The organism is Bradyrhizobium sp. USDA 326, from assembly GCF_049739485.1.
Taxonomy (GTDB): Bacteria; Pseudomonadota; Alphaproteobacteria; order Rhizobiales; family Xanthobacteraceae; genus Bradyrhizobium.
On record NZ_JBMGQA010000001.1, the window covers coordinates 7,099,374 to 7,121,333 of the forward strand.

The window sequence follows — 21,960 nt, forward strand, 5'->3', positions numbered from 1 at the left end:
AGACCATCGCATGACCTTGGTAAGCTTGAAACAGATCGCCCTAGATTTCGAAACCGATCTGCTCGATGGCGTCCGCAGCGGTGTAGACGAAACCGGTTTGACCAAGATCCGCGACGAGGCATTCGAGCGGCTGCGCGCCGTCAAGGAAGGTCCGTCGGCGCCGCCCCTTGAAACCATCTTCGACGCCGCGTTCGAGATGGGGGCCAAACTCAACATGGCGCTGGAAACAATTAAGTGATGACCGCCACAAACATCGTCATCAGCCCTAAGCATCAGGCGATCCACGTTGTCACCGACGCGGCAAGTTACGATCGCAACGGTGTTCTGGCTGGCTTCGTACCGAAATTCTACACCGTACCCGGCTGGCCCGGCGGAATTGCAGTTCGAGGCATGACGATTGCCACGCCAGTCCTCGGCTACGAGTTGACTAACGCGTTCGCAACGTTCGATGACATTGTCGAGTGCATCGAGGTCGTGCTGCCTTCGATGGTCAACCGCTGGCAGCTCAACAACCATATTGAATTGCTTCTGGTTGGTTTTTCCGAATCGCGCGGAGGCCCCGAAGCATACGTCATCGAAACGACCGATCAGACACCGATCGGCGTGCCGGAAGGCACGAAGGGCGATTATTTGCCTGAACCGTTCGTGCTTCAGCGATTGCCGAATGTCATCGTCGGCCCGGTGATACCCGGCGAAATCGTCATGGAGGCTTGGTTCGAAGGTCTATCCGAGGACGACGAGCCGGCGGTTCTGAAGAACAAGCTCTGCAAGGTCATCGAGATGCAACGTCATGCGCTCTTTGACGACGGAATTCACTGGATTGGTGGCTACGCGCAGCACAGCACCATCACTCGCGAAGGAATCACCCAATGTCTACTGCAGGACTGGCGCTCGCAAGATCAAATCGGGCAAATGATCAAGCCGGCGCCCATCGATTGGCCGCGGTGGAACGTCGCCCATGGATTTTCGCCAGGCTGCCGGCTCGCGGGCGGATAGGCTCCTACGGCGCGGTCTCTCAGCGGATTGCGCTTCTCGGTCAACTGGCAACCGTCGAGGATCAGGTCAAGGCGAAGGAACTCGAACTCGACGCAGCGTTTATCCAAACCGGAGTCGGTGTCGGCAAGATGCGCGACGCCGTGCTCAACGCTGTTCGTGCGCAGGCGGAAATGTCGCGTGTGCAGGATCAGGCTAGCATCGGCGTTTTCAGTTTCAAGGACGCCAGCAAGGCTGCCGCCGACACGCTGCAGAGTTGGGTCGACCGGGGTTTGATCGATCCGACCAATCTCGAACAGTTTAGCAGTGCCTCAAACCTTGCCGCGAAATCCGTCGAAGCGCTCGCGGACCAAGCTAAGGTCGCCGGCTCCGCGCTACCTATGTTCCAGCAAGCCTTGAACGACGCTGGCAACGCGCGAAAGCAACTCGACGGACTCATGGTTGAGGGAATGAACGTCAACCGCGGGTTCTTCGTCGAGATCGGACAGCAGATCCGGAATGGCGCGAGCGCCTGGGATGCGTTCGAGGATGCCGGCCTCAACGCTCTCGGCAAGCTCAGCGACAAGCTGATGCAGATGGCGGCCGATAATCTGTTCGCGTCTGCATTCGGCGGATCGTCGTCGGGCGGTGGAATTGCCGGTGCGATCGGTTCGTTGTTCGGCATTGGTGGAGGCGGCGGCGGAGGGTTCGTCGGAAGCTACGGCCAGGCATCAAACGCTACCGGCCTGGGTGCAGGCACTGGCGGGATTTCTTTCCCCATGTTCGCAGCCGCCAACGGCGGCACGTTCGGCCCGGGCTGGGGCGTGGTTGGCGAGCGCGGCCCCGAGCTAATCAATGTCCACAAGGGCGGCGTTACCGTCGTCCCGAACCACATCTCCAAGCCGTTCCTGCCCGGCTTCGCCGACGGCGGCACGATGTCTCCGAATGGCATGGTCTCGCGCCTGGCGGCGGCCGGCGGCAGCTCCGGCCCATCCGTGGTCATGCAGGACAACCGGCAGATCAACATCGGCCAAGGCGCGTCCGCTGAGACCGTGTCGCAGCTCCGCGAGGAGTTGGCCCGCGATCGCGCCGCCCGCTACGCGGACACGGTGCGGATCGTGCAGAGCGCGAAGAAAAGGCGGGATCTATGACGCCGAAGCAAAAACGGCAAAACGGTCGGCCGCGGGAGCAGTCGCCACCATTGCCACCTGGCGAAATGCTCGATCCCGATTTTGATGATCTCCACGAGGCTAACGCCGAATGGTGTGCTTGGCGCTGGCCGACACGTGAACGAAGGGAGTGAGCCCGATGGATAGCAACAACAAGGGGAAAGCATAATGCCAATCTTTACAGCCATCGCGGCCACGGCTCTCGCCACCGTCGGCATCACGAGTACCTTCATCGACGAAGTTGAAATCGTGGAAGTCGACGAACGGTCGGACGACGACGGAGACGACCAATGACCGCGATCTCTGCTTTCAAATCTTCAGGGGCAATCCACGTCTTCTCCGATGGTGCCTGGCATGATCCGGCATCCGGCAAGCTTGCGGGCATCGGTACTAAGGTTTCGATCTTACCCGAGCACAATGCTGTGTTTGGAGTCACGGGCATGTCGACCGTGCCAGTTCTGCTCTTGGCGCTCCTCATCGAAACCCCGTTCGCCGATTTTCCCGCGCTCGTCCAGGCAATGCCGGAATTGCTGAGAACTTGTTGCGCACGGGCGAAGACGGTCGGTCTCAGCATGACAGGCCGTTGCGACGTCGTGCTGGCTGGCTGGTCCGATACTGACGGCCCGTCGATCTTCGTAACGGAATGCTATTTCGACCACAGCATTTTCAAAGGACGCAAAGTCGAACTCTATATCCGGCCCAGCATAGACGAATCCTCGCAGATGCAGTTTCCCCGCGACGGATTGCTGTTGCTTGAGAAGCAGTGTGCCGCAAAGTTTCACCGAACGACCGAAGGCACATTTGGCGGAGACACGGTTGGCGGGCTTGTCGGCGGCTTCGCGCAACACACGCGGGTCGATGCTGACGGTATCTCGATCAAAGTTCTGAAACGCTGGTCGAATCGGATCGATCATCAATGAAAATGGAAATTAACAACCTGCCACCCGAACTCAGCGAACCTCCGCCCGATGCCCAAGGGTGGATCGCCTTTCAACCCGCAACGGGCAAAGTCTGGCGGAAGGTCGCTGGAAAATGGCTGCCGATCGCTGAAGCAAGGAAATCTCGATGACCGCACTCGCCAGCTATTCCACCGGGACCGTCACGGTTTCAGCCGGCGGAACGACCGTTACAGCGGCCGGCGCCATTTGGTCCGGCGTGAACGCACGCCCTGGTGACATTCTGCAAATTGGCAATTTCCAGACGATCATTTCCGACGTCGTGGACACCGACGAATTGACCATCCCCCCGTGGGGCGGCGGTGCTCAAACTGCGGTCGCGTACAAGATTTGGCAGGTCTCGCCGCAGCGATTTGCCGGTGCGCAGGCGATGGCGGATGTTTCGACACTGGTCGCGGCGATGAACACGACCGGCTTTTTCGTGTTCGTCGGCACTACCCTTACCGAGCCTGACCCATCGCTCGGCAATGAAGGGCAGTATGCGTTCCAGCCGACGATAGGCAAGACGTGGGTCAAAAGCGGCGGCGTCTGGGCATATCTCGGAATTTACAAGGCGTTCCAACTCAAGGGAGCGTGGGACAGCGGCACAGATTACGCGGTCGGCGACGTTGTCGCGTTGAGCGGGGCGAGCTACGTTTGCGTGCTCGACCACACCAACCATACGCCGCCAAATGTCACCTATTGGCAACTTCTCGCCGCCAGAGGTACGGACGGCGACGCCGCGACTGTATCGGTCGGCACGGTCACGACCGGCGCCGGAGGCAGCGCCGCTGCCGTCACCAATTCCGGCACGTCGAGCGCTGCCGTTCTCGATTTCACGATCCCAGCCGGTAAGACCTACGGCGGCACGTCGACGACGTCCGTTGCGGTTGGTACGGGTTCCAAGGCCTTTGCCACGCAAACCGGTCTCGCTTATCTGGACGGCGCACGCGTGCGAGCGAGTTATGCAGCCGATCCATCGAACTATTGGATGGAAGGCGTCGCGACCTACAGCAGCACGACGCTGACAATCAACGTCGACAAAACCAACGGCAGCGGCACGCTGGCGGATTGGAATTTCAACATCGTCGGTCAGCCAGGCGCGGGCGATCTTTCAAGCGTTAACCGCCTTTCCGAATTGTCGTCGGCGGCTGCGGCCGCCGAGTCGCGCCGCAATCTCGGGATCCCCGGTAAGAATTACCTGTTTAATCCGTCCGGAGAGATCGACCAGGAGGTCATCGGCGGAGGCGCCTCGCGCGCGGACGGGGCCTACGATTTCGACCAGTGGCTTACACTGACGCAATCCAACCCGGTGACGGTCAGCTCGGTCGCAGATGCTGAGAACGGAACGCCGTTCATGATGCGCAGCCTGCAGGCCAACGCCAGTGCGCAGCGGTTCGGCCGCATCCAGTGGCTCGAATCGCGATTCTGCAAGGATCTGCGCGGCAAGGACGTGGTGCTGTCGGCGCGCGTGCGCATGTCGGCGGCGACGACCTTGCGCTATGCCATCGTGGAGTGGACCGGGACGGCCGACGCGATCACGAAAGACGTCGTCGCGGACTGGACCAATGGCACGTTCACGGCCGGCAACTTCTTTACCTCGACGTCGACGACGATCGTAGCAGTCGGCTCGGTCGCGCTCGCCGCAAACACGCTGACGGATATCACGGTGCTGTCCGGGACCGTGTCGGGATCGATGAACAATCTCGCCGTGCTGTTCTGGACCAACGCTGCGCAGGCGCAGAACGTGACGCTCGATATCGGCAAGGTGAAGATCGAGCAGGGCAACGCGGCAAGCCCGTTCGTTGCGCCGAGTTTTGAGGGAGAGTTACGCCGATGCATGCGCTGGTACGAAAAATGCGGGTTCGTCTTTTCGACGGTCTCAGGCGTGCAAGTCAATCGCGCGTTCTCCGCTACGCAGCCATTCAAGGTCCAAAAACGAGTGACGCCAACCTGCTCCATCTCTGGCCTGTCTCAGCTGCGCGCGACAGGAACAGTCGTGAGCAGTCCTTCTGTCGACAAGCTAAATGTCAGCTGGAGCAACACCAATGCTGATGGTGACGACATGAACGTGTCTGGCACTTGGACAGCCAACGCTCGCTTGTGAGCGGCGCCTTGCGTCGACGCAGCCGGTCCCAAATCCCCGCCCGCCCACTAACCGAAGTAGCGGGCGGACTCGTGGCGGCCAATGCGCGTGGTTCAATCACCGCTGATGTCCAATCCGATCCCAAACAGGATGGCCTTCTGACGGAGCGGGCCGATTTCGATAATAGGTGAAGCTAAAAGGAGTTAAGTCCGACACCTACGATGATGAGGTCCGGAACTTCCTTCTCCGTGTCCTTCGCCCAAACGCGAGGGAAATTTGCCGTCGATTCCAAGGCGGCCTTCACTGCGACCGCGCGCGAACTCCATCCGACAACGATGCCGTCGCCAAGTCCTCCACCAGGACCTAACTGCGCCTCTTCCCAGCCTGCCTGTTTGAATGCTTCGAATATGTTCTTTGCTAGTTCTTTGCCGAGTGCATTTTCGTACATGACGTTAACGCGACTCTTTTGGATATCCTTTAACTAACACGTGGGGTGTCTTTATAGCGAACGTCTCTGGAACAGAGAGGCGACTCTATGTGCCAGCCGTGTCACACGGAGTATTTCGGAACAGTAAGTAAGCGACTCCGGAACGGATGGTAAGGCTTGTAAATACTACACTTTTTTCGGACCCGCGCGGAAAGTCCCGCGGCACACGGAATCGGTCGAAAACTGAACGCGAAAATTCAAGAAATCCTCGTCTCACAGGCACACCTTGATGGAGCGAGCGAAGGGAATCGAACTTCATATGCAGCTTGGAAGGCTTGTGAAAAAGCCGAAATTCGGTAACGAAATCAAAGATGCACCGAGATCATGCGCCGCTGGTGTGCCCAAGGCTCATTCTCTAGAGCTTCACGTTTTCTGCCGCGACTGCGTTCTGCTTGAGCCTGAAGTCGAACAATGAGATCGGATGGCGCCTGCAGGCGGTCCGCAAAGTGTTGTCTTAAGTCAGGCCGACTCAGCACGGAAATGCAAAGAGAAAGCCAATCAATGCCGGCCTGCAACTCTGTGAAGGCACGTATCCGGTTGCCAATCTCGGCTTGATCGACCGGCTTTTGCGCAGTTTTCGGTTGCAGCTTTTGCTCAATCGGATTGATGCCACGGCCCAAGCGGGTATTCTCGCGGCTGATATGGGACCAGCTGCAGCTCGAATAGCGCTTATTGTCGGTGCAACTCGGTTCGAATCCGAGCTGATCGGTCACCGTCGTGACATCGGCCATCATCACGTGCAGCAAGATCGTCTGAAGCCGGCCGCCTCGGAAGTTTCGGCTGCCAAGCGCCGACAATCCTCGCTCGAGCGACAGGCCGGTCATTCCCCCTACCGTACCCATCCACAGTCGATCCCAAGGCGCTCGACATAAGCCGCTACGCGATCTCGCAACGATTGATGGCAGGTGTGAACTAGTTCACAGATCGGGAACGAAAAGCTCACTACCGTGGAGGAGCCCGGGGGCGAATACTACGCTCCTGCGATGGATTGGTATGTCAGTCACAGGAAGACGACGATGATGATTGACGACCAATTGGCCCGTGCGCATCGCAACAATATTCAACGCTATCGTTTCTTGTTGCAAACCTCTCTGACAGAGTTCGAGCGGCAGTTTGTCGAAAGGCGCCTGAGCGAGGAGCAATCAAAATTGGACATGTTAGCCGGCCCGCGGTCAAGCGACGCGTCCTGCACCAAAGACAACCGCGACCCAGCTCACCTGAACCTGGCCCTTTGGTGGAGAGCCGAGGAGTCGCGCTCCCGAAGGAGCGACGCTTTTCAAGACCGCAGGCAGACCATCTCGTCTGGACTCTCCAAACTAATCAGCCTGGCGGCACGTGAGGACACCGGCACGCCGAGGGCCAGATATGCCAATCTCTTCATTTCGCGACGACCGCGGGTGACGGTGTCCAAGATCAGGCCCGCAGAAACCGACAGCATGGCCATGATCATCAGTCCCATTGACAATACCGCCGTGGGGAGCCGCGGCACCAATCCGGTTTCCAGGAACGTGATGATGATCGGTACGGCAAAGCCAATAGACATTGTTGCGAGTCCTGCGGCGATGCAGGTGAAAAAATGAAGGGGCCTCTCCGACCGGTATAGCTTCAGCATCGTGGCAACGATACGGAGCCCATCTCTCCAGGTGTTGAGCTTAGAACGCGACCCGACAGGCCTCGCAAAATAGAGCGTATCGAACTCGCCAACTGGCAGCGACAATTCCAACGCATGCACGGCCAACTCGGTCTCGATCTCGAATCCGTTCGATAGCGCTGGAAAGGACTTCACGAACCGACGTGAAAAGACGCGATAGCCTGATAGGATATCTTTGAAGGCTCGCCCGAAGATCAGCGATAGAAGGCCTGTCAGCATCCGGTTCCCAGTCCGATGGCCGCGCCGATACGCTGCCTCGGATTGATCCACGCGAACGCCAACAACCATATCTAGCTGTTCGGCGATGAGCTTATGAATGAGGTACGGTGCGCTGTGTGCGTCATAGGTAGCATCGCCATCGACAAGGATGTAGATTTCGGCCTCAATGTCGGCGAACATCCGCCGGACCACATGTCCCCTTCCCCTGGGCGCGCTCACTGCGCACCACCGCCCCGCTCTCCCCCGCCATCGCCGCAGTGCGATCAGCACAGTTGTTCTCGTAGACGTAGACTTCGGCACCGGGTAAGGCGTTACGGAAATCTCTCACGACCGTGCCGACGGTCGCCTCTTCATTGTGGCATGGCACCAGGACGGCGATCTTGAACTGCGAGAGGCTCATTAAATCTCGCGCGTTCGAAAGCCGTCTCGCGACGACCATCGGCGCGCCGCTACGAAGATCTGCCTGGCGTCCGTCACGCGGTCCGCCATAAGGGCCGCGGCCGCTACAACGCCGATCGCCGCTGCTGCGCTTCTCGATACAAAAAAAGCATGGATCTGACTGTGATTGCTCAAAATCTCAAACCACACGATAGGAATCAGAGCCGGCCAAGCCAATGCCAGTGGAGGTCGCCGCAGTGGTAAACGGAAGATCAATAGTACCGGCAGAAGTATTAGCATCCCCCAACTCAAAAATGCGTTGGTGAAGACCTTAGTCGTCGCCGCAAGCGGGAAATGCCACACCTTGACGTTGTCCCCATTGATCCTGAACAGGGCGGTATCGATGACGTCAGTCTTAATATCGAACGATGGCTCGACGATAAAGGCTGCTCCCCATTTTGCTGCCCAGGTAGCGCCATAGGCCGAAAACCAGGTAGCGACGCAAATCAAAGCGATCGGAGCGCCGCGACCAGCGGCGACAAGAAAGAACGCCAATAGCATCGGCATCCACGGCGGGTTGACCAAGAAGTCGACGAAATTGAAAAGCGTGCCGAAGGTGGCCGCCATCAGAATCAAGACTAGGTCAGACGCCCGCTTCCTGATCCCTGCGGCGAAGATGGCGGCGCCGCCAAGGATGACGGCCGTACTAACGGCATGTGGCGTGATTTGCCAGATGCGCACGAAGTCCGACATGAATAGCACCGGTGCACATAGCCCAATCGTCGCGGCCACACCGATCAACTTGGCCGCTTCAGAACAGAAGAAGACAGCCAAAACCACCAGAACCAGCAGATTTAGAAGCTTGAGCACCAGGATCGGAAGAGCCGACGCCAGCGGTGCACCGTAGAGCCTGTAGCCATGCCAATAGCGAGAGTACCGTTGCCATGCGACGGACGTTGGCTCAGCAGCGGCCTCCTTCAGATCATCACAGGAATGCCGCTCAGAAACAGGTCTGGAGGCCGTGATTCCAGCGGTGGCAGCGTCGACATCCGGCTGGAGCCCGATCCCGAGCGAATAGCAGTCCGTGAAGCGGTCCCCGCCGGTGATCCAGAAATTCTTGGAATGAAAACTCGTCTCAAGAACGCCCGAATCGAAAGCATGCCGAATGTGTTCCCATGTCCTGTCATGGGAGATCACCCGGTCCAAGTTCGACATCAGCAAACAGTAAACTGGTTGCAACGCAGCAACCAAAAGTCCGGCCAGGAGTATGGCCGGAAAATAGCGTTTCAAAATCGCCCCCTTGCCCAGAAAGCGGGCGACGCTACCACTACAACCAACGATGGCGCAAGATGCTGGTCACTCTTGCGGACCTCGACCGCGCCCCCTACGGTGGGGCCCGACCGACATACTATCGATGTTTCGCAGAGCAGAGCCGGAGCCTGAACGGGTGAATCGCATGAGGCAGCGGGCGACCGCTTGTTCCTTGGATTGCATGGTACGTTCTCTACAGATATCTGCGGTTGTCGCCGCTTTCCTTGTGAGTGCATGCCCCCCTGGAGTTGCCGCGTGCGGTGATAACGGCGGCCCCGGATATAGGAACCACTCTGGAAAGTGCGTAGGATGGGAGGCGCTTGCGCGTCAGTGCGGCAATCCACCTTCGACACATTGTACGCCCGAGAACGTTGCCACGGGGTCGGAGAATGCTGCGGTGAAGGGGGCAGCTATCCGATCATTGATGGATCGCTCGCATGCTGCCAAAGATACCGCGAGTCGATAGGAGCCGCTGGCGGGAGTTCTTCGTTAACTCAGGTATCGGCGTAGTCGCGCTCATCGTCGGACTAGTGACGCTCAACGTCCCTACTCGTGCCACCATCAATCCGGCGACGGCGCCCATCTATGGAGCGCAAGCAGCGGGAGATCTCGATCGATGGCAACGGATCGATTTCCGGTCAGAGCGGCTCTCCGACCGAACGGCGCCGCAGATCAAAGTCGCCATCCGCACCAAGGGCCCCAGTGTGCAGGGCCTGATCCGGATTCCCGGCGCGCCCGCCTCCAACTTTGATACCGGCCGAGGTCTAACGGTGGTTGACCTCGTTAATGTCGGCGACGAACCGGGAGGTTATGCGGAGATAGTCGCGTTGGAGATTGCGTTTACGCAGACGACCCGGGGGCAATACTACCAAGTCTTTGCGGTCGAGTAGAGGAAAACTAGGCGCACTGAGCTGTGATTGTAACTGAAGCCCAAGACCAAGCGATTGCCGCACGAATGGCGCTGATCGTCGGTGCAGATCGCTTCGATCGGCTCTTCCGAGCTGTCCGGTTCGACGAAGTGGATGGCGATATTCTGTACGTCTACGCGCGGGACGAAGATGCGGCGGCAGAGATGGAGGACGAGTTCGCGCTGCACATTTCGATCGTCGCCTCGAAAATCCTCGACCGCCGGATCAGTGTGGTGCTCGTGCTTCCGCGGCAGCTCATGAAGCCTAAAATATAACTGAACGCGTCATCTGACCGAACGAAATGGCCGAGCAAACATTGAAAGATCTGGAGGATCGGCCATGACAACACGCAATCCATCGCGCAATAGGTCCGGTGCAAAATCCAGCACCGACCTCAAAGGCGCATCTCAAGAGTCGATCATCGAGGATTCCGAAGAGTTGAAGGAAGGAAGTCGCGACCTCGTGCACGGCGAAGGCGGCACCATCGACCTCCCCACCAAACCCGGCGATTTGTCTAGGGATGATTAGCCTGGCTTGGAACACACCTGGCGAGAAGCGCGTTGATTTTCGTGGTTGAAGGAACGTTCGCGAGATGAGCGAAACTGTTCTGGTTGTTGATGATGAGCTGGCAGTCCTTGATGCGATCGGGGACATGCTTGAGGGTCTCGGTTGCCACGTCATCCGCGCCCAAAGCGGCGCGGACGCACTCGACCGGCTTAAGCAGAACGAATACATCTCCATTCTCATCACCGATATCAACATGCCCGGCATGGACGGTCATGAGCTGGCCGAATTAGCCAGACGCGTCCGTCCTAAGCTGAAGGTGCTGCAACTGTCCGGCCGCGAGCCCCGGCGCGGTGGCCTCCCGATGATCAGGAAGCCGTTCTCGTTCGAGGAACTCGCCCACGTGATGCAGCGAACCACTGGGATCAGCTGAACGCAGGCAAAAGACAACTGCCAAAAGAAAAACCCGCAGCGGATGTTCCCGCGCGAGCTGACCGAACTCTTTCGATAATGCCATTATGCCGGTGTTCTGCCCGACGTGTCGACGCGGCGAACGCGGAAGAAGGCGCCCTTCCTCCCAGTTTGATATGTGGTGCGCAACGGGCTTGCTTCAAGCCCCTGTTCCTGCCGTAGAACCCGTGACCCAGCCAATGACATTGAGGGGGTCACATGCCCGTATTGCTTCCAACGTCGCGTTCGAACCACGAGGCGCATCGCACCAGTGCGCGCGCGCCGGCGAGCGCCGATCATGCCGTCCTCATCGCCGGCGGCGGCCCCACCGGATTGATGCTGGCCGCCGAGCTTGCGCTCACCAAAATCGACGTCGCCGTGATCGAGCGGCGCGCTGATCAAGCGTTGGTCGAGACCCGCGCTGGCGGACTGCATGCCCGCACGCTCGAGATCCTCGATCAGCGCGGCATCGCCGATCGCTTCCTGCGCGAGGGCCAGATCACCCAGCTCGCAGGTTTCGCCTGGACCAGGCTCGACATCAGCGACCTTCCCACGCGGCATCCTTACGGGCTGGCGCTGCGGCAGGCCCACATCGAGCGCATCCTGGCCGATTGGGCCACCGAGCTCGGAGTCGCGGTCTATCGCGACATCGAGGTATCAGGTTTTGCGCAAGACGAGGCCGGCGTCCACGTCACGCTCTCTGGCGGCAAGGTGCTGCGCGCAAACTATCTCGTCGGTTGCGACGGCGGCCGCAGCGTGGTGCGCAAGGCGGCCGGCATCGACTTCGCCGGTTTCGAGCCGACGCTGAGCAATCTCATGGCCGAGGTCGAGATGCGCGAGGCCCCTAGGTTCGGCCTGCGCCACGACGCGCTCGGCTTCCATGGACTCAGCAAGACCGAGCGCGGGCGCGTGCTGGTCCTCGTGACGGAAGCAACGCTCGCGCGCAGCGGCGAGCCGGGCTTGCGCGATCTCAGCGGAGCCCTCAATGCAGTCTATGGCACCGATTTCGGCCTGCAGAACCCCGCCTGGATCTCCCGCTTCACCGATGCCGCACGGCAGGCGACGTCCTATCGCAAGGGCCGCGTGCTGCTCGCCGGCGATGCCGCGCATATCCATCACTCCGTCGGCGGACAGGGCCTCAACCTCGGTGTGCAGGACGCCGTCAATCTCGGTTGGAAGCTGGCGCAGGTGGTGCGCGGCCTCTCGCCGGACAGCCTGCTCGACACCTATCACGACGAGCGCCATCCCGTGGCCGCGCGCGTGCTGAAACACACCATGGCGCAGATCGCCCTGCTCCGCCGCGGCGACGACGGCCGCAAGGCCGCGCGCGAGGTGATCGCCGAGCTGCTCGCCATGGACGAGCCGCGACAGCGCCTTGGCGCGATGATGAGCGGGCTCGACATCCGCTATGATCTCGGCGAAGGCCACGCGCTGCTCGGACGCCGCATGCCTGATCTCGATCTTATGGTCGACGGGCGGCCGCTAAAATTGTTCACGCTGCTGCACGACGCGCGCGGCGTGCTGCTCAATTTCGGACAGCGCAGCAGCGTCAGGGCAACGCCCTGGGCCGATCGCATCGCTGTTGTCGACGGCGACTATGACGGCCCATGGCGGCTTCCGGCCATCGGCGATGTCGCCGCGCCCGCCGCCGTGCTAGTGCGGCCGGACGGCCATGTGGCCTGGGTAGGAGATGGGAGCGAACGTGGACTTGCGGAGGCGTTGACTACCTGGTTCGGACCGACCACTATTGCGTAGTGTCTGTGGACCTACCCAGATCAGATGGCACCGGCTTGGTTAGAAAAACTAGGTTGCTTAAGCGTCGTTTGATCGTTTCCATTATTCCGACGACAGTCCCATATCGTCGCAACCCAAAACGCTCCTGGTTTCTCTCACTGAAGCGCAACTCGCGACCAACCAATTGAGAGGCAGGCATCAGGAGATAGTCCTTTATCTCTCGATTACCTTCATTCAACCTGACCACGACCACCAGGCCGGGAGGAAGATGCCGGCCACGTATAATGACCCAACTCGGATGTGTCGCACCATGAGAAAGCCGGCTGCGTGCCACGCGAAAGGATATTGCGACGGCGTGAATCTTGAGTATCTGATGAGCTTGATTGAGCCTGACATCCTCGCCAGATTTTGCAAGCCACGCCGCAATCTTTCGGGCCAGCGTCTTGACCATATCGCGGCGAACGGCTCGCGATTCGACGTGTTCGTAATTCCGCTTCGGACTGTAGCCGATCAGGCGATAGGCGGCTCTTAGACTGCCAAAACGGCTTAGGTACGCTAGCGAGCCGGGTATACCCTCAGTTTCATTGATAATGTCTCTGCTCAGCCGCCCTCGTCGGTGAAGTAGTATTCTCAATCGCTTGAGCATTTCCTCGTCTGACAATCCTCTGCATTGTCGCCGAAAATCAAACATCTCCTGCGCCTTTGCAAAGATTTCCTTGTCCACTACTGGTTCGAACGCGCACTCCTTCTTGATCCAATCCGATGGAGGATTTCGTTTCCGAGCGGTTCGCAGCCTTTGTGTGTGGCGATTGTAGCGATTGGTGCCAATGTAATTATCGTTCTGGAGTAAATAGTGGACCGTGGAAAAGGTCCATGGTCGCCCCTGATTGAGAACCCCGCCAAGATTCAGTTCTCGCGCGATCTTCGTCTCCGTAAGATGATCTTTTACGAACCGATCGAACACTCGTCTCACCGTCTCTATTTCGTGTTGCGGTCCTGGACGTAGGATGACCCGGTCTGATTGAAGGCACTTCCACTGTCCGCTTTCCAATATTCCTCGGGACCGGCCGCTTTCATCATACAGTTCTCTGCGAAGTCCGAAGCAGGGATGGCCTCCTTGTCGAAAGCCAAGGCGAGAAAGATGGCACGCGCCGGTGTGCACCTTGATCCCAAGCTCCCGACTAAATTCGGCTGCCATCACCCGCTTGATATTCTTGATGATGCCTGAAATGACACTTCCATCATTCTCAAATTGCTCTGCACAATAGCAAACCGTCATGCCAGCTTCCCTGCAGATAAATTCGTAGTGAGCACTTTCATCAATGTCTTGAAAACGCCCCCAGCGGCTGACGTCGTAAATAAGGATGTGATCGAAGTTCACGCGGCCTTGACGGACGTCCGCAATCAATCCGGTCAAACCTGGTCTGTTTCTGATCCCGAGACCACTTTCGCCGTCGTCGCGATAAGTTCGCACGATCTCTAATCCGCGCGCTTGCGCGTAGGTCGCAATTGCCGCAGCTTGATTTTCGATCGAGTAGCGTTGGTGGTCCGTCGACATCCGAACGTACTGCGCAGCACAAAGGGCCCGCTGTGTTTTCGGCAAGCAAATTTCACGTGGAACTAGCGGATTGATCATCGGAGGGCGCCTCAGCACCTCGCGCCTGAGCAGTTTACGACGTCCAGGAACGGTCGTGAAGTTTGCTTAGCTACGATCGGCCGCTCCAGGAGCACACGAGCTTCGCCGCCCAGGTCAGAATGACTGTCGCAACGGCCACTATCAATCCGCCCCAACTCGATGTACGGCGAGCCGCACGGATCGATCGCAGATACAGGAACGCGCCCACTAACGTGCCGTAGTTCCTCCGGAAGTCTCCATTGAGCTGGGCGATCTTATACAGTTCGTTCGGAGCTTCGATCTCATCAGCCATTGCGCTGGTCCTACCTTGATTGGAGCCAGCGCCCTATAAACTCCTGTTTTGCCCGACGGAGCAAGCGAAATTTCGGCATTTCAAAATTCAATTGAAGTTCGACCTGGTAATTTTCGGCTCAAGCGAGACCGAACCGCCACGGTCTTTGCTGCTCAGCAAAATGGCCCCCTTGACGTGCAGCGTTGCCCGGGAACTTTGGAGGGCACAAGTGTCGGGAGATCAGAGGACTGCATAACTACGTTCGTTCGAGCCGGAGTCGCACTGTCAATGGCCATTGCCGTCGTACGCGCGCTATCCAATTGAGCGCGACAGTTTACGTAGGCATCAGTGCCCGGCCGAGCCCGTAGCCCTGACACTTCTGATCGTCTTTGGCATCGCGTTCCGCAATAAGTTGCTCGTTAGTGAGGCATAACGCGCATTAAGATTCCCCGAGCCAGAATATCGCTCGCATACAATCGCACCGCACAGCGAAGTCAACATGCCGCACCGATCAAATATGGTAGGACCGCAGCGCGAACCAGCCGACATCCCGTACGATAGTTGTAGCGGATAGGCTCAGTGTCGCGCTTGACCGAGTTGAGGTGTGCGGCCTCGGCTGCGTCGCAAAATCTAGCGGCTTGCCTCTTGGGCCTCTCCGCGGAATCTATCTCGCATGAGCACCAAGTCGCGAGTGGTCATTTGGGGCGGTCGGATCATGGGCGCGAAGATCCACGCTCAGGGAGCCCGTGAGCGCGCTCAGCAGGCCATCCGCGAGGCCGACTGGGCGGAGGCGGAAGCCTGGTCCGTCCGAATGGAGGGATATGGCGGCCCTGCCCAACCCTCCCCGACATCGGTCAATGCTTGAACGGCGGGCTTGGCTGGCCGGAGGTCGAGTGCGGCCGCTGCAAGACACGTGCGAGCCTGCCCCTCGACGCGATCCGCCGACCTAAAGAAACGCCGCTCTGGAAGCTGGAGGCCTCCCTGAAGTGTCGATCGTGCCGCACACCGCGATATGCGCCGCCCGCCCGCATGATTAAGCTAACCGAGACGCGGCAGACCACACCTTACAAGTGGGTTCATCCAACTGAAGAGCGCTAGGTTCTGCGGATAATCAGGTTAGTCGGGTGCTATGTGCAATCTTTATTCGATCACCACCAACCAAGCGGCCATCCTGGCGCTGTTCCGTGTCGTGAACCAGTACGTCGGCAATTTGGCGGCAATGCCGTCTGTCTTTCCCGACTACCCGGCGCCGGTCGTGCGCAACGCCGCCGCTGATCAACGCGAGTTGATTATGATGCGCTGGGGCATGCCACCGCCGCCGCGGGTCGGCGGGCTTCCGGTGACCAATGTGCGAAATACCAGTTCGCCGCACTGGCGCGCATGGCTGAAGCCGGAGAACCGCTGCCTGGTGCCGGCGAACAGCTTCTCGGAATACGCTCCGGAGCCGAATCCCGCGACCGGGAAGAAAGACGTCGTGTGGTTTGCTCTGGCCGACGAGCGGCCCCTGTTTTCCTTCGCGGGCATTTGGACGACGTTCAACGGTGACCGCGGCACGAAGTCGAAGCCGATTCCAGGGCCGCATCAGGTCTACGGATTCCTCACTACGGCGCCAAATGCAGTTGTCGAGCCGATCCATCCCAAGGCCATGCCGGTAATTCTGACCACTGATGAGGAGCGCGATGTCTGGATGCGCGCTCCTTGGGATGAAGCCAAGGCTCTTCAACGGCCCCTTCCCGACGACGCCCTTAAGATCGTCGCCCGCGGCGACTTGAAGGAAGATCCAGTCGTATGAAACACGTCGAAGGTCGCCCCTGCGCCGGCCCGGAAGCCGCGGCGCGGCAGCTCGTCCAGCTCGCGGCCAGCATCGAACCGACCCAAGACGGCCGCATTCACGTCGAGAAGATCAGCGCAGCGTTTCTTTATGCCCTAAGGGGCAGTGGCAGTGAGTTCGGCGCGGGCCTGGCCTGTGCGGTGGAGAAAGGCTGGCTGATGCTCCACGAGAGCGGCACTTATGTGAAGCTGCTGCCTCCAGGCGAGGATCTACTAGCCAATCGATAGGAACCACGCGACACGCCGTCGCTTTTGCCTTGGTCCCTCCTGCCTAGCCGGCGCCAGCTTCTCGGGACGGAATGCTCCATGAAATGCACGAACTGCGAAGACAGCGGCTGGGTTTGCGAGAACCATCGCGACCGGCCCTTGGGAAGTTGCGCACGGCGTGCACCTGCGGTGGTGCGGGCGCTCCTTGCCTCCAATGCAATTTTCCAAACTCTGGCGAGACGCCTCGCACGCCGCCGGGCTTCATTGCCGAGGCCGACGATAAGACTAAGCTGCAATGATGCAGTTAACGGCGTGCACTCATAATACCGGCTCCCCAACGTAAGGCGGAAGTCACCTACCTTGAGCGTGATCTGCAACTTGTGACCCGAAGCCGACCCTAGGCTGCCGGGAGGATGCTCCAGGAATGCTCCCCCCGGCTTTTTTATGGGCTCAATTTTTCGACGCGTTTCGCGCCCACTCCAGAGAACCTGCGCCTGTGGCAGCCGCTTCCCTCACATCAATGACGGGAATTACCTCGGCATCATTCCAGTAGGAAAACTTAGAAACGAAAGAGACGATGATTGTTGGATCGTTCGTCTCAACCAACACGTATCCGCCGTCTCCCATCAAGTTAGAGACGAAGGCTTGGATTGTCAGTCCGTCCTCTGGTTTCCATTTACCGAATGCTGTGAGGAGAGCCTCGGCTGCTCCGAAATTCTGCTCGTAATGTTGCCCGTGACGAACCTTGTATTCAATCATGTACTTCATCGGACGCTCCCAATCATATGATTTTCAATATGCTTGTCCGCTGGCGCCGCATCCGGCGTTGCGGTCGCCCATCAGACACCAACGAACAGTAATCAGCAACGGGGAGCCGATCCGGTGCTATGCCATCATTCCAGTTGAGCAGGACTACGCCTTCGTCTCGCAGGTCCGGAAATGGCCCTTAGCCGAACCACGCCGATCCTCGTTGTGATGTCGCCCATCGTCGGTACAGCGAACGCGAGGCCGCGCTCGCTTCGACCGCCGCTTGTGACCCAGAGCAGAAGCCGCGAGAGGCTCAATGAGCCGCAAAGCGCTTTTCTGCGTCATGGGGCCGCAGTCCATTCACGCAGAACGTTGCTTCAACGCAAACTCCTGATCATCCCCGTGCTCCTATCTGCAAGAAATGAGATCAGATCGGAGAAACGTCCATGAATCTTCTGTCCAAGTCGCTCCTTCTCACAGTCGTCGTGCTTGGATTTGGCGGAGGTCTGCCTACCCTTGCTGCTGAGCCGCAGGCCCATGCAGGAGCGGCTGTCGCAATTCAGCTCCCGCTAGACCACGGCAATAAATGGCAGACAGATGACATCCTGCGGCGCGGCATGAGCGAAATCGGCCTGGCCATGGCGGAGTCGCTGCACCCCATTCACAACGACTCATTCACGCCTGCGCAATATGAAGCACTGGCGGGGCGTGTCGAGGCGCAGGTCGATTATGTGGTCGGAAACTGCACGCTGTCCGAGCGAGCCGACCAGCAACTCCACTTCGTCCTCGAGCAGATCATCGACGGCAGTGCTGCCATGAAGGCTGGGACCGGCCGCAATCAAGGTGCTGTGAAAATCGTGCAGGCGCTCGCCAAATATGGCGAATATTTCGACCACGCTGGCTGGCAGCCGCTCGAACCTTGAACTCCATTATTGGCAACTGAACTCGCTTGCAGATCAACCCAGAGCGGGGTGATAGCGCCAATTCCCGCGTCTCAGTTCGGGCTGCTGCCGAGCCGGCCTGACGTGTGCGCGAGAGTTGGCGAGACTTGTGCAAATCGAGTTGCAAGGGCTGCGCGGTTTTGCTGGCGTCTGCTTCTGGCCATTGCTGGCCTCCGCTCGCGGCCTCGCACTGCCCGCTTCCGAAAGCTGAGCGGAATAGCGTCATGGAGCTGCCGAGCGCAGCCTTTGACCCATAGCGTGCTTCCCACCACCGTAATGTTGCGACCGAATTATATTTCTTCCCTCGGTTTCGGTGGTATCATGGGATGCAGGTTAGCGTAGAGGGGAGTAGCGTCATGCACCGGTATGTCGCTCGGGCCAATGTTGATCATTACATCCAGCTGTTAAACGGCAGTGATCTCGCGCCTCACGACCGCAGCACGGTAACCAAGATGCTGATCACCGAGGAGGACAAACTCAGCCACGATTTGGAGCACCTGGAGTTTGCCGAACATAGAGCTGCGAACGGACGCGCACGGGTAAATCACGTCAGAAGCTTGCGCGAGGGTTTTTCTTTCGGCACATCAGAACGCGAGCAAGCAGACAGGCTCCTCGTAAACATCGAAAACCTCCAGACCTTGCTGGAGGATTTTTGTCATCGCTTGCGCGAGAGGATCAACTCGCGTGGGCTTTAGGACGCCGAACGTGCGTCTGTGCTTGTTGCGGGTTGTTGTCTGCCCATGCTGAAATATCGGCAATTGTCGAGACAATTCAGCCGTGTACGAGGGCCCGATTGAAGGACGTTGGCTAAAGCAATGACGTGCATCAATGTCGTCATGCTTCCGCCGCGCATACTATTTTCGGTCGCGATAACGGGGCTGAAGCCGCCCTTCATACTCATGCCGCGACAAGGTTCACTTCATACTGAGTGAACCGGGAGGCCGTCATGTTGGCGGCCTCTTCGGTTTTGGGAAGTCTGATCCCGATACCCCAAGAGGCATGATCGGATTCGTCAGTCAACTTCCGCACATGGCCCGTTGCCGACCTGCGCTCGAAGAGCCGAAACGTCGGCTTGCAGGACACGAGCCGACCAAGGTGAAGCAGCCTGCCAAGGGCAGCGTTGACCCAAAGCGGCCCTAGACGCCGTCAAGTTCGTCACGCAGGTCTGGATCGTGGTAGTCTCTGGTTCCCAACAGGCGTGGTCTTTGAAGGAGGACACATGCGACGGCGGGATTTCATCGGAGGTTTCGGCGTCATTGGCGCGGCCGCATCAACACAGTTTGGTCGAGGCTCATACGCGCAGTCTGCGCAGAAACGGCCGATCATCGCGTGGGCGGGAGCTCCGCCCGCGGGTGCGCCCGCGGGCGCAAACGTACCTCAGTTCATATTGGAGTTGACGTTCGGCAATTTTGTTAAGGGTCTCGCGGAGCTCGGTTACGTGCAAGGTCGGAATGTTGACGTCATCAAGCGATTTGACATGTTTAGTGACCGAGTAGCAACCATGGAAGAGCTGGTAGCTCTGGTCAAACCCGATATCATCGCCGCGCCTGCGACGTTGCAAGCCGTCGAGGCCCGAAAGGCGACATCGACGATACCGATTGTCTGTGGCGCGCTCGCAGACGCGGTTCATCTAGGATTGATTGCCAGCGAAGCTCGACCAGGAGGAAACGTAACGGGCATCGAGCCCTACATCTCGGGATTGCCGACCAAGCAAATTGAACTCGCGCGAGAAATCGCGCCGACGGCAGGGTGCATTGGACTGCTCACGAACATGAACGATCCCAAGGGCCCGCCTCAGGTCGGGGACTTGAAGGCAGCTTGCCAAGCTATAGGCCTCAGCGTCGTCGAAGCGGATGCTAACATGCCCAACGATATTCCGGGCGCGCTCGCTGCGCTTGCGAACGACAAGGCCGATGTCATCGTTGTCCTACAGACGAATCTGCTCCTTGTCCGTAGCGAGCAAATCGGCGCCACTGCTCTTTCAATGCGACTTCCGACCGTCTTCGGATATCGCGAGCATGTCATCCATGGCGGCCTGGTCAGCTACGGAGTCGATTTGCGCTGGTGTTATCGTCGTCTCGGCTATTTTGTGGACAAAATCCTCAGGGGTGCTCGACCGGGTGACCTACCTGTCGAATTTCCAACCGCATTTTGGTTGGCAGCCAATCTCAAGACAGCAAAGGCGCTCGGCGTGATCGTCCCGACGGGCCTTCTAAGCCGAGCCGACGAGCTAATTGAGTAAGACTCTGTATGCTGCGGTCCATGAGTCCGCTCATGGCCCCATTGGAGAAGTTGCGCCTCGGCGCTCGGAAGTCCGCTAGTTGAGCCAGAGCGGACAGATTTGCTCAACCTGAGTTCTTCGTATTTTGACGCTAAGCTGCCTGCCGCTGCTGCGTTCGAAGGCGTCAGCCTCGTGTGAGGCAATGACCCTGACGTGTTGAAAGCCGATTTTTGGCCGTGGTAGATTACCACTTTATCCCGTTTGCATTGAAGCCGTCCTAGTAGTGCTTTTCTGTTTTGTGGAGGACATTTATGCGAAGCTCTCGCGCAATGCTTTATCTGCAACGACTTGGCGAGCTTGCCTCTCAGCTCTCAGAATTGGAAGATCTTCGAAGTCTAGTCGAAGATGCAGAACGCCTCGCCCGCGGTGCGCCTGCATTGCACTCGAGACGCCATGCTTCGCGCCACCTTCGAGGTCGCGATCTCGGCGCCCTGTCTGTCCGTCGCCACACGCCACCAAGCAGAAATGCAGGAGGTCTCCGGCCCCCTCAGGACGACAACCAAATCGATTGGACGTTGCTTGAGCCATTTCCCGACAGTTGGTGGGCATCCCCCTAAATGCTCTTCAACGGCTGCTAGTGAAATCAAGTTTTGTCGTCTGCTTGTGGCCCGAAGGCGCCCAGTTCGAAGCTCGTCGAGACGTCGGCTGACGAGTGTAGATCGGAAGGCGCTTGCAGTGGCCCAAACGCCGGTTTTGACCCCAAGCAGACATGACGTCCGCCTTCACGGGCTGCTGCGGCGCGGCACGGCGGCCTTGCTGTACCTTTCACGCCGAGGTGACCAAGAAATATATTTCCTGATACCCGGTCCGGTAACATAATGGGACACCGTAGGGCGTGGGTCAGGGGGACTCCAATGCACCGGTTTGTTTCCAAGGCCAACGTAGATCATTTTATCAACCTACTAAACGGCAGCGATCTCACGGCCGACCAGCGAGCGAACATCACCAAGCTATTGATCGATGAGCTCGATAAGCTCGCGCATGATCTTGAGCACCTCGAATTTGCCGAGAGAAAAGTGGCAGACGGGCGTGACCAGGTGAACCGTGTCAGAGACAAGCGAAATAGTCATCCCTTCGGCACTACGGAGCGCGAACAGGCCGAACGGCTCCTCGCAAGCTGCGAAAACTTGCAAACGACGCTTGAAGATTTTTGTCATCGCCTGCGCACAAAGGTCTACAACTCGCCGGGCAAAACTATTTCTACAGCTCCGCGACGAACCTGATATATTGGTTTGATCACTGG

The 21,960-nt window shown here is 58.7% G+C and carries 23 protein-coding genes and 2 pseudogenes; 18 read left to right on the forward strand and 7 right to left on the reverse strand.

Annotation, left to right across the window (positions count from 1 at the left end; genetic code table 11):
- Nucleotides 1-10 precede the first annotated feature (10 nt).
- The 6 genes from ABIG06_RS33510 (at nt 11) to ABIG06_RS33535 (ending at nt 5,183) form a co-directional block, all read left to right on the forward strand.
- Nucleotides 11-238, forward strand: coding sequence for a hypothetical protein (locus ABIG06_RS33510; RefSeq protein WP_424578496.1), 228 nt, complete (start codon nt 11-13; stop codon nt 236-238).
- Nucleotides 238-996 carry a hypothetical protein gene (locus tag ABIG06_RS33515; protein WP_424578497.1) on the forward strand — a complete coding sequence of 253 codons (759 nt, stop codon included), beginning with the start codon at nt 238-240 and terminating at the stop codon, nt 994-996. Before ABIG06_RS33510 ends, ABIG06_RS33515 begins: the two co-directional genes overlap by 1 nt.
- Nucleotides 936-2,123 (forward strand): hypothetical protein, encoded by a 1,188-nt coding sequence (locus tag ABIG06_RS33520; RefSeq protein WP_424578498.1) that lies wholly within the window; start codon nt 936-938, stop codon nt 2,121-2,123. Before ABIG06_RS33515 ends, ABIG06_RS33520 begins: the two co-directional genes overlap by 61 nt.
- 186 nt (nt 2,124-2,309) lie before the next feature.
- Nucleotides 2,310-2,435 (forward strand): hypothetical protein, encoded by a 126-nt coding sequence (locus ABIG06_RS33525; protein ID WP_338302660.1) that lies wholly within the window; start codon nt 2,310-2,312, stop codon nt 2,433-2,435.
- The gene (locus ABIG06_RS33530; RefSeq protein ID WP_424578499.1) at nt 2,432-3,061 is read left to right on the forward strand and encodes a hypothetical protein; all 630 of its coding nucleotides are present in this window, start codon (nt 2,432-2,434) and stop codon (nt 3,059-3,061) included. Before ABIG06_RS33525 ends, ABIG06_RS33530 begins: the two co-directional genes overlap by 4 nt.
- A gap of 145 nt (nt 3,062-3,206) precedes the next feature.
- A complete protein-coding gene (locus ABIG06_RS33535) occupies nt 3,207-5,183 on the forward strand; it encodes a hypothetical protein (RefSeq protein ID WP_424578500.1) in 1,977 nt (658 codons plus the stop codon).
- A gap of 172 nt (nt 5,184-5,355) precedes the next feature.
- Here the strand turns inward: ABIG06_RS33535 and ABIG06_RS33540 are convergent, their stop codons facing one another.
- From ABIG06_RS33540 to ABIG06_RS33555, 4 genes and pseudogenes are all read right to left on the reverse strand, one after another.
- The gene (locus ABIG06_RS33540) at nt 5,356-5,610 is read right to left on the reverse strand and encodes a hypothetical protein (protein WP_424578501.1); all 255 of its coding nucleotides are present in this window, start codon (nt 5,608-5,610) and stop codon (nt 5,356-5,358) included.
- A gap of 344 nt (nt 5,611-5,954) precedes the next feature.
- A complete protein-coding gene (locus ABIG06_RS33545) occupies nt 5,955-6,473 on the reverse strand; it encodes a hypothetical protein (protein WP_424578502.1) in 519 nt (172 codons plus the stop codon).
- 452 nt (nt 6,474-6,925) lie between these two features.
- Nucleotides 6,926-7,919 (reverse strand): annotated as a pseudogene (locus ABIG06_RS33550) (glycosyltransferase family 2 protein).
- Complete coding sequence (locus ABIG06_RS33555) at nt 7,919-9,187, reverse strand: hypothetical protein (RefSeq protein ID WP_424578503.1); 1,269 nt, start codon at nt 9,185-9,187, stop codon at nt 7,919-7,921. Before ABIG06_RS33555 ends, ABIG06_RS33550 begins: the two are co-directional and overlap by 1 nt.
- A gap of 458 nt (nt 9,188-9,645) precedes the next feature.
- Between ABIG06_RS33555 and ABIG06_RS33560 the strand changes: the two genes are divergently transcribed.
- From ABIG06_RS33560 to ABIG06_RS33580, 5 genes are all read left to right on the forward strand, one after another.
- Nucleotides 9,646-10,098, forward strand: coding sequence for a hypothetical protein (locus tag ABIG06_RS33560; protein ID WP_424578504.1), 453 nt, complete (start codon nt 9,646-9,648; stop codon nt 10,096-10,098).
- A 65-nt stretch (nt 10,099-10,163) separates the two neighbouring features.
- A complete protein-coding gene (locus tag ABIG06_RS33565; RefSeq protein ID WP_424578505.1) occupies nt 10,164-10,391 on the forward strand; it encodes a hypothetical protein in 228 nt (75 codons plus the stop codon).
- Nucleotides 10,392-10,455: 64 nt separating this feature from the next.
- Nucleotides 10,456-10,644 (forward strand): hypothetical protein, encoded by a 189-nt coding sequence (locus tag ABIG06_RS33570; RefSeq protein WP_424578506.1) that lies wholly within the window; start codon nt 10,456-10,458, stop codon nt 10,642-10,644.
- Between the two features lie 64 nt (nt 10,645-10,708).
- Nucleotides 10,709-11,053: a response regulator gene (locus ABIG06_RS33575; protein ID WP_424578507.1), complete on the forward strand. Its 345-nt coding sequence runs from the start codon at nt 10,709-10,711 to the stop codon at nt 11,051-11,053.
- 236 nt (nt 11,054-11,289) lie between these two features.
- On the forward strand, nt 11,290-12,825 hold the full coding sequence (locus ABIG06_RS33580; protein WP_424578508.1) for an FAD-dependent monooxygenase: 1,536 nt from the start codon (nt 11,290-11,292) through the stop codon (nt 12,823-12,825).
- Here the strand turns inward: ABIG06_RS33580 and ABIG06_RS33585 are convergent.
- Both ABIG06_RS33585 and ABIG06_RS33590 read right to left on the reverse strand, forming a co-directional pair.
- Complete coding sequence (locus tag ABIG06_RS33585) at nt 12,815-14,440, reverse strand: recombinase family protein (protein WP_424578509.1); 1,626 nt, start codon at nt 14,438-14,440, stop codon at nt 12,815-12,817. The two genes, ABIG06_RS33580 and ABIG06_RS33585, sit on opposite strands and share 11 nt — an antisense overlap.
- A gap of 70 nt (nt 14,441-14,510) precedes the next feature.
- Entirely contained in the window at nt 14,511-14,732 is a 222-nt protein-coding gene (locus tag ABIG06_RS33590) for a hypothetical protein (RefSeq protein WP_424578510.1), read from the reverse strand.
- A gap of 652 nt (nt 14,733-15,384) precedes the next feature.
- Here ABIG06_RS33590 and ABIG06_RS33595 point away from each other — a divergent pair.
- The 3 genes and pseudogenes from ABIG06_RS33595 to ABIG06_RS33605 all read left to right on the forward strand — a co-directional run bounded on the left by ABIG06_RS33595 (nt 15,385) and on the right by ABIG06_RS33605 (nt 16,769).
- Nucleotides 15,385-15,809: pseudogene (locus ABIG06_RS33595) on the forward strand (hypothetical protein).
- Nucleotides 15,810-15,840: 31 nt separating this feature from the next.
- Nucleotides 15,841-16,503: an SOS response-associated peptidase gene (locus tag ABIG06_RS33600; protein WP_424578511.1), complete on the forward strand. Its 663-nt coding sequence runs from the start codon at nt 15,841-15,843 to the stop codon at nt 16,501-16,503.
- Nucleotides 16,500-16,769, forward strand: coding sequence for a hypothetical protein (locus ABIG06_RS33605; RefSeq protein ID WP_424578512.1), 270 nt, complete (start codon nt 16,500-16,502; stop codon nt 16,767-16,769). Before ABIG06_RS33600 ends, ABIG06_RS33605 begins: the two co-directional genes overlap by 4 nt.
- A 429-nt stretch (nt 16,770-17,198) precedes the next feature.
- Here the strand turns inward: ABIG06_RS33605 and ABIG06_RS33610 are convergent, their stop codons facing one another.
- On the reverse strand, nt 17,199-17,516 hold the full coding sequence (locus ABIG06_RS33610) for a DUF3303 domain-containing protein (protein ID WP_424578513.1): 318 nt from the start codon (nt 17,514-17,516) through the stop codon (nt 17,199-17,201).
- A 425-nt stretch (nt 17,517-17,941) separates the two neighbouring features.
- On the opposite strand from ABIG06_RS33610, the gene ABIG06_RS33615 reads away from it, so the two are divergent.
- From ABIG06_RS33615 to ABIG06_RS33630, 4 genes are all read left to right on the forward strand, one after another.
- On the forward strand, nt 17,942-18,418 hold the full coding sequence (locus ABIG06_RS33615) for a hypothetical protein (RefSeq protein ID WP_424578514.1): 477 nt from the start codon (nt 17,942-17,944) through the stop codon (nt 18,416-18,418).
- Between the two features lie 374 nt (nt 18,419-18,792).
- Nucleotides 18,793-19,131 (forward strand): hypothetical protein, encoded by a 339-nt coding sequence (locus tag ABIG06_RS33620; protein WP_424578515.1) that lies wholly within the window; start codon nt 18,793-18,795, stop codon nt 19,129-19,131.
- A gap of 524 nt (nt 19,132-19,655) precedes the next feature.
- Nucleotides 19,656-20,678: an ABC transporter substrate-binding protein gene (locus ABIG06_RS33625; RefSeq protein ID WP_424578516.1), complete on the forward strand. Its 1,023-nt coding sequence runs from the start codon at nt 19,656-19,658 to the stop codon at nt 20,676-20,678.
- Between the two features lie 893 nt (nt 20,679-21,571).
- The gene (locus tag ABIG06_RS33630) at nt 21,572-21,940 is read left to right on the forward strand and encodes a hypothetical protein (RefSeq protein WP_424578517.1); all 369 of its coding nucleotides are present in this window, start codon (nt 21,572-21,574) and stop codon (nt 21,938-21,940) included.
- Nucleotides 21,941-21,960: the final 20 nt, after the last annotated feature.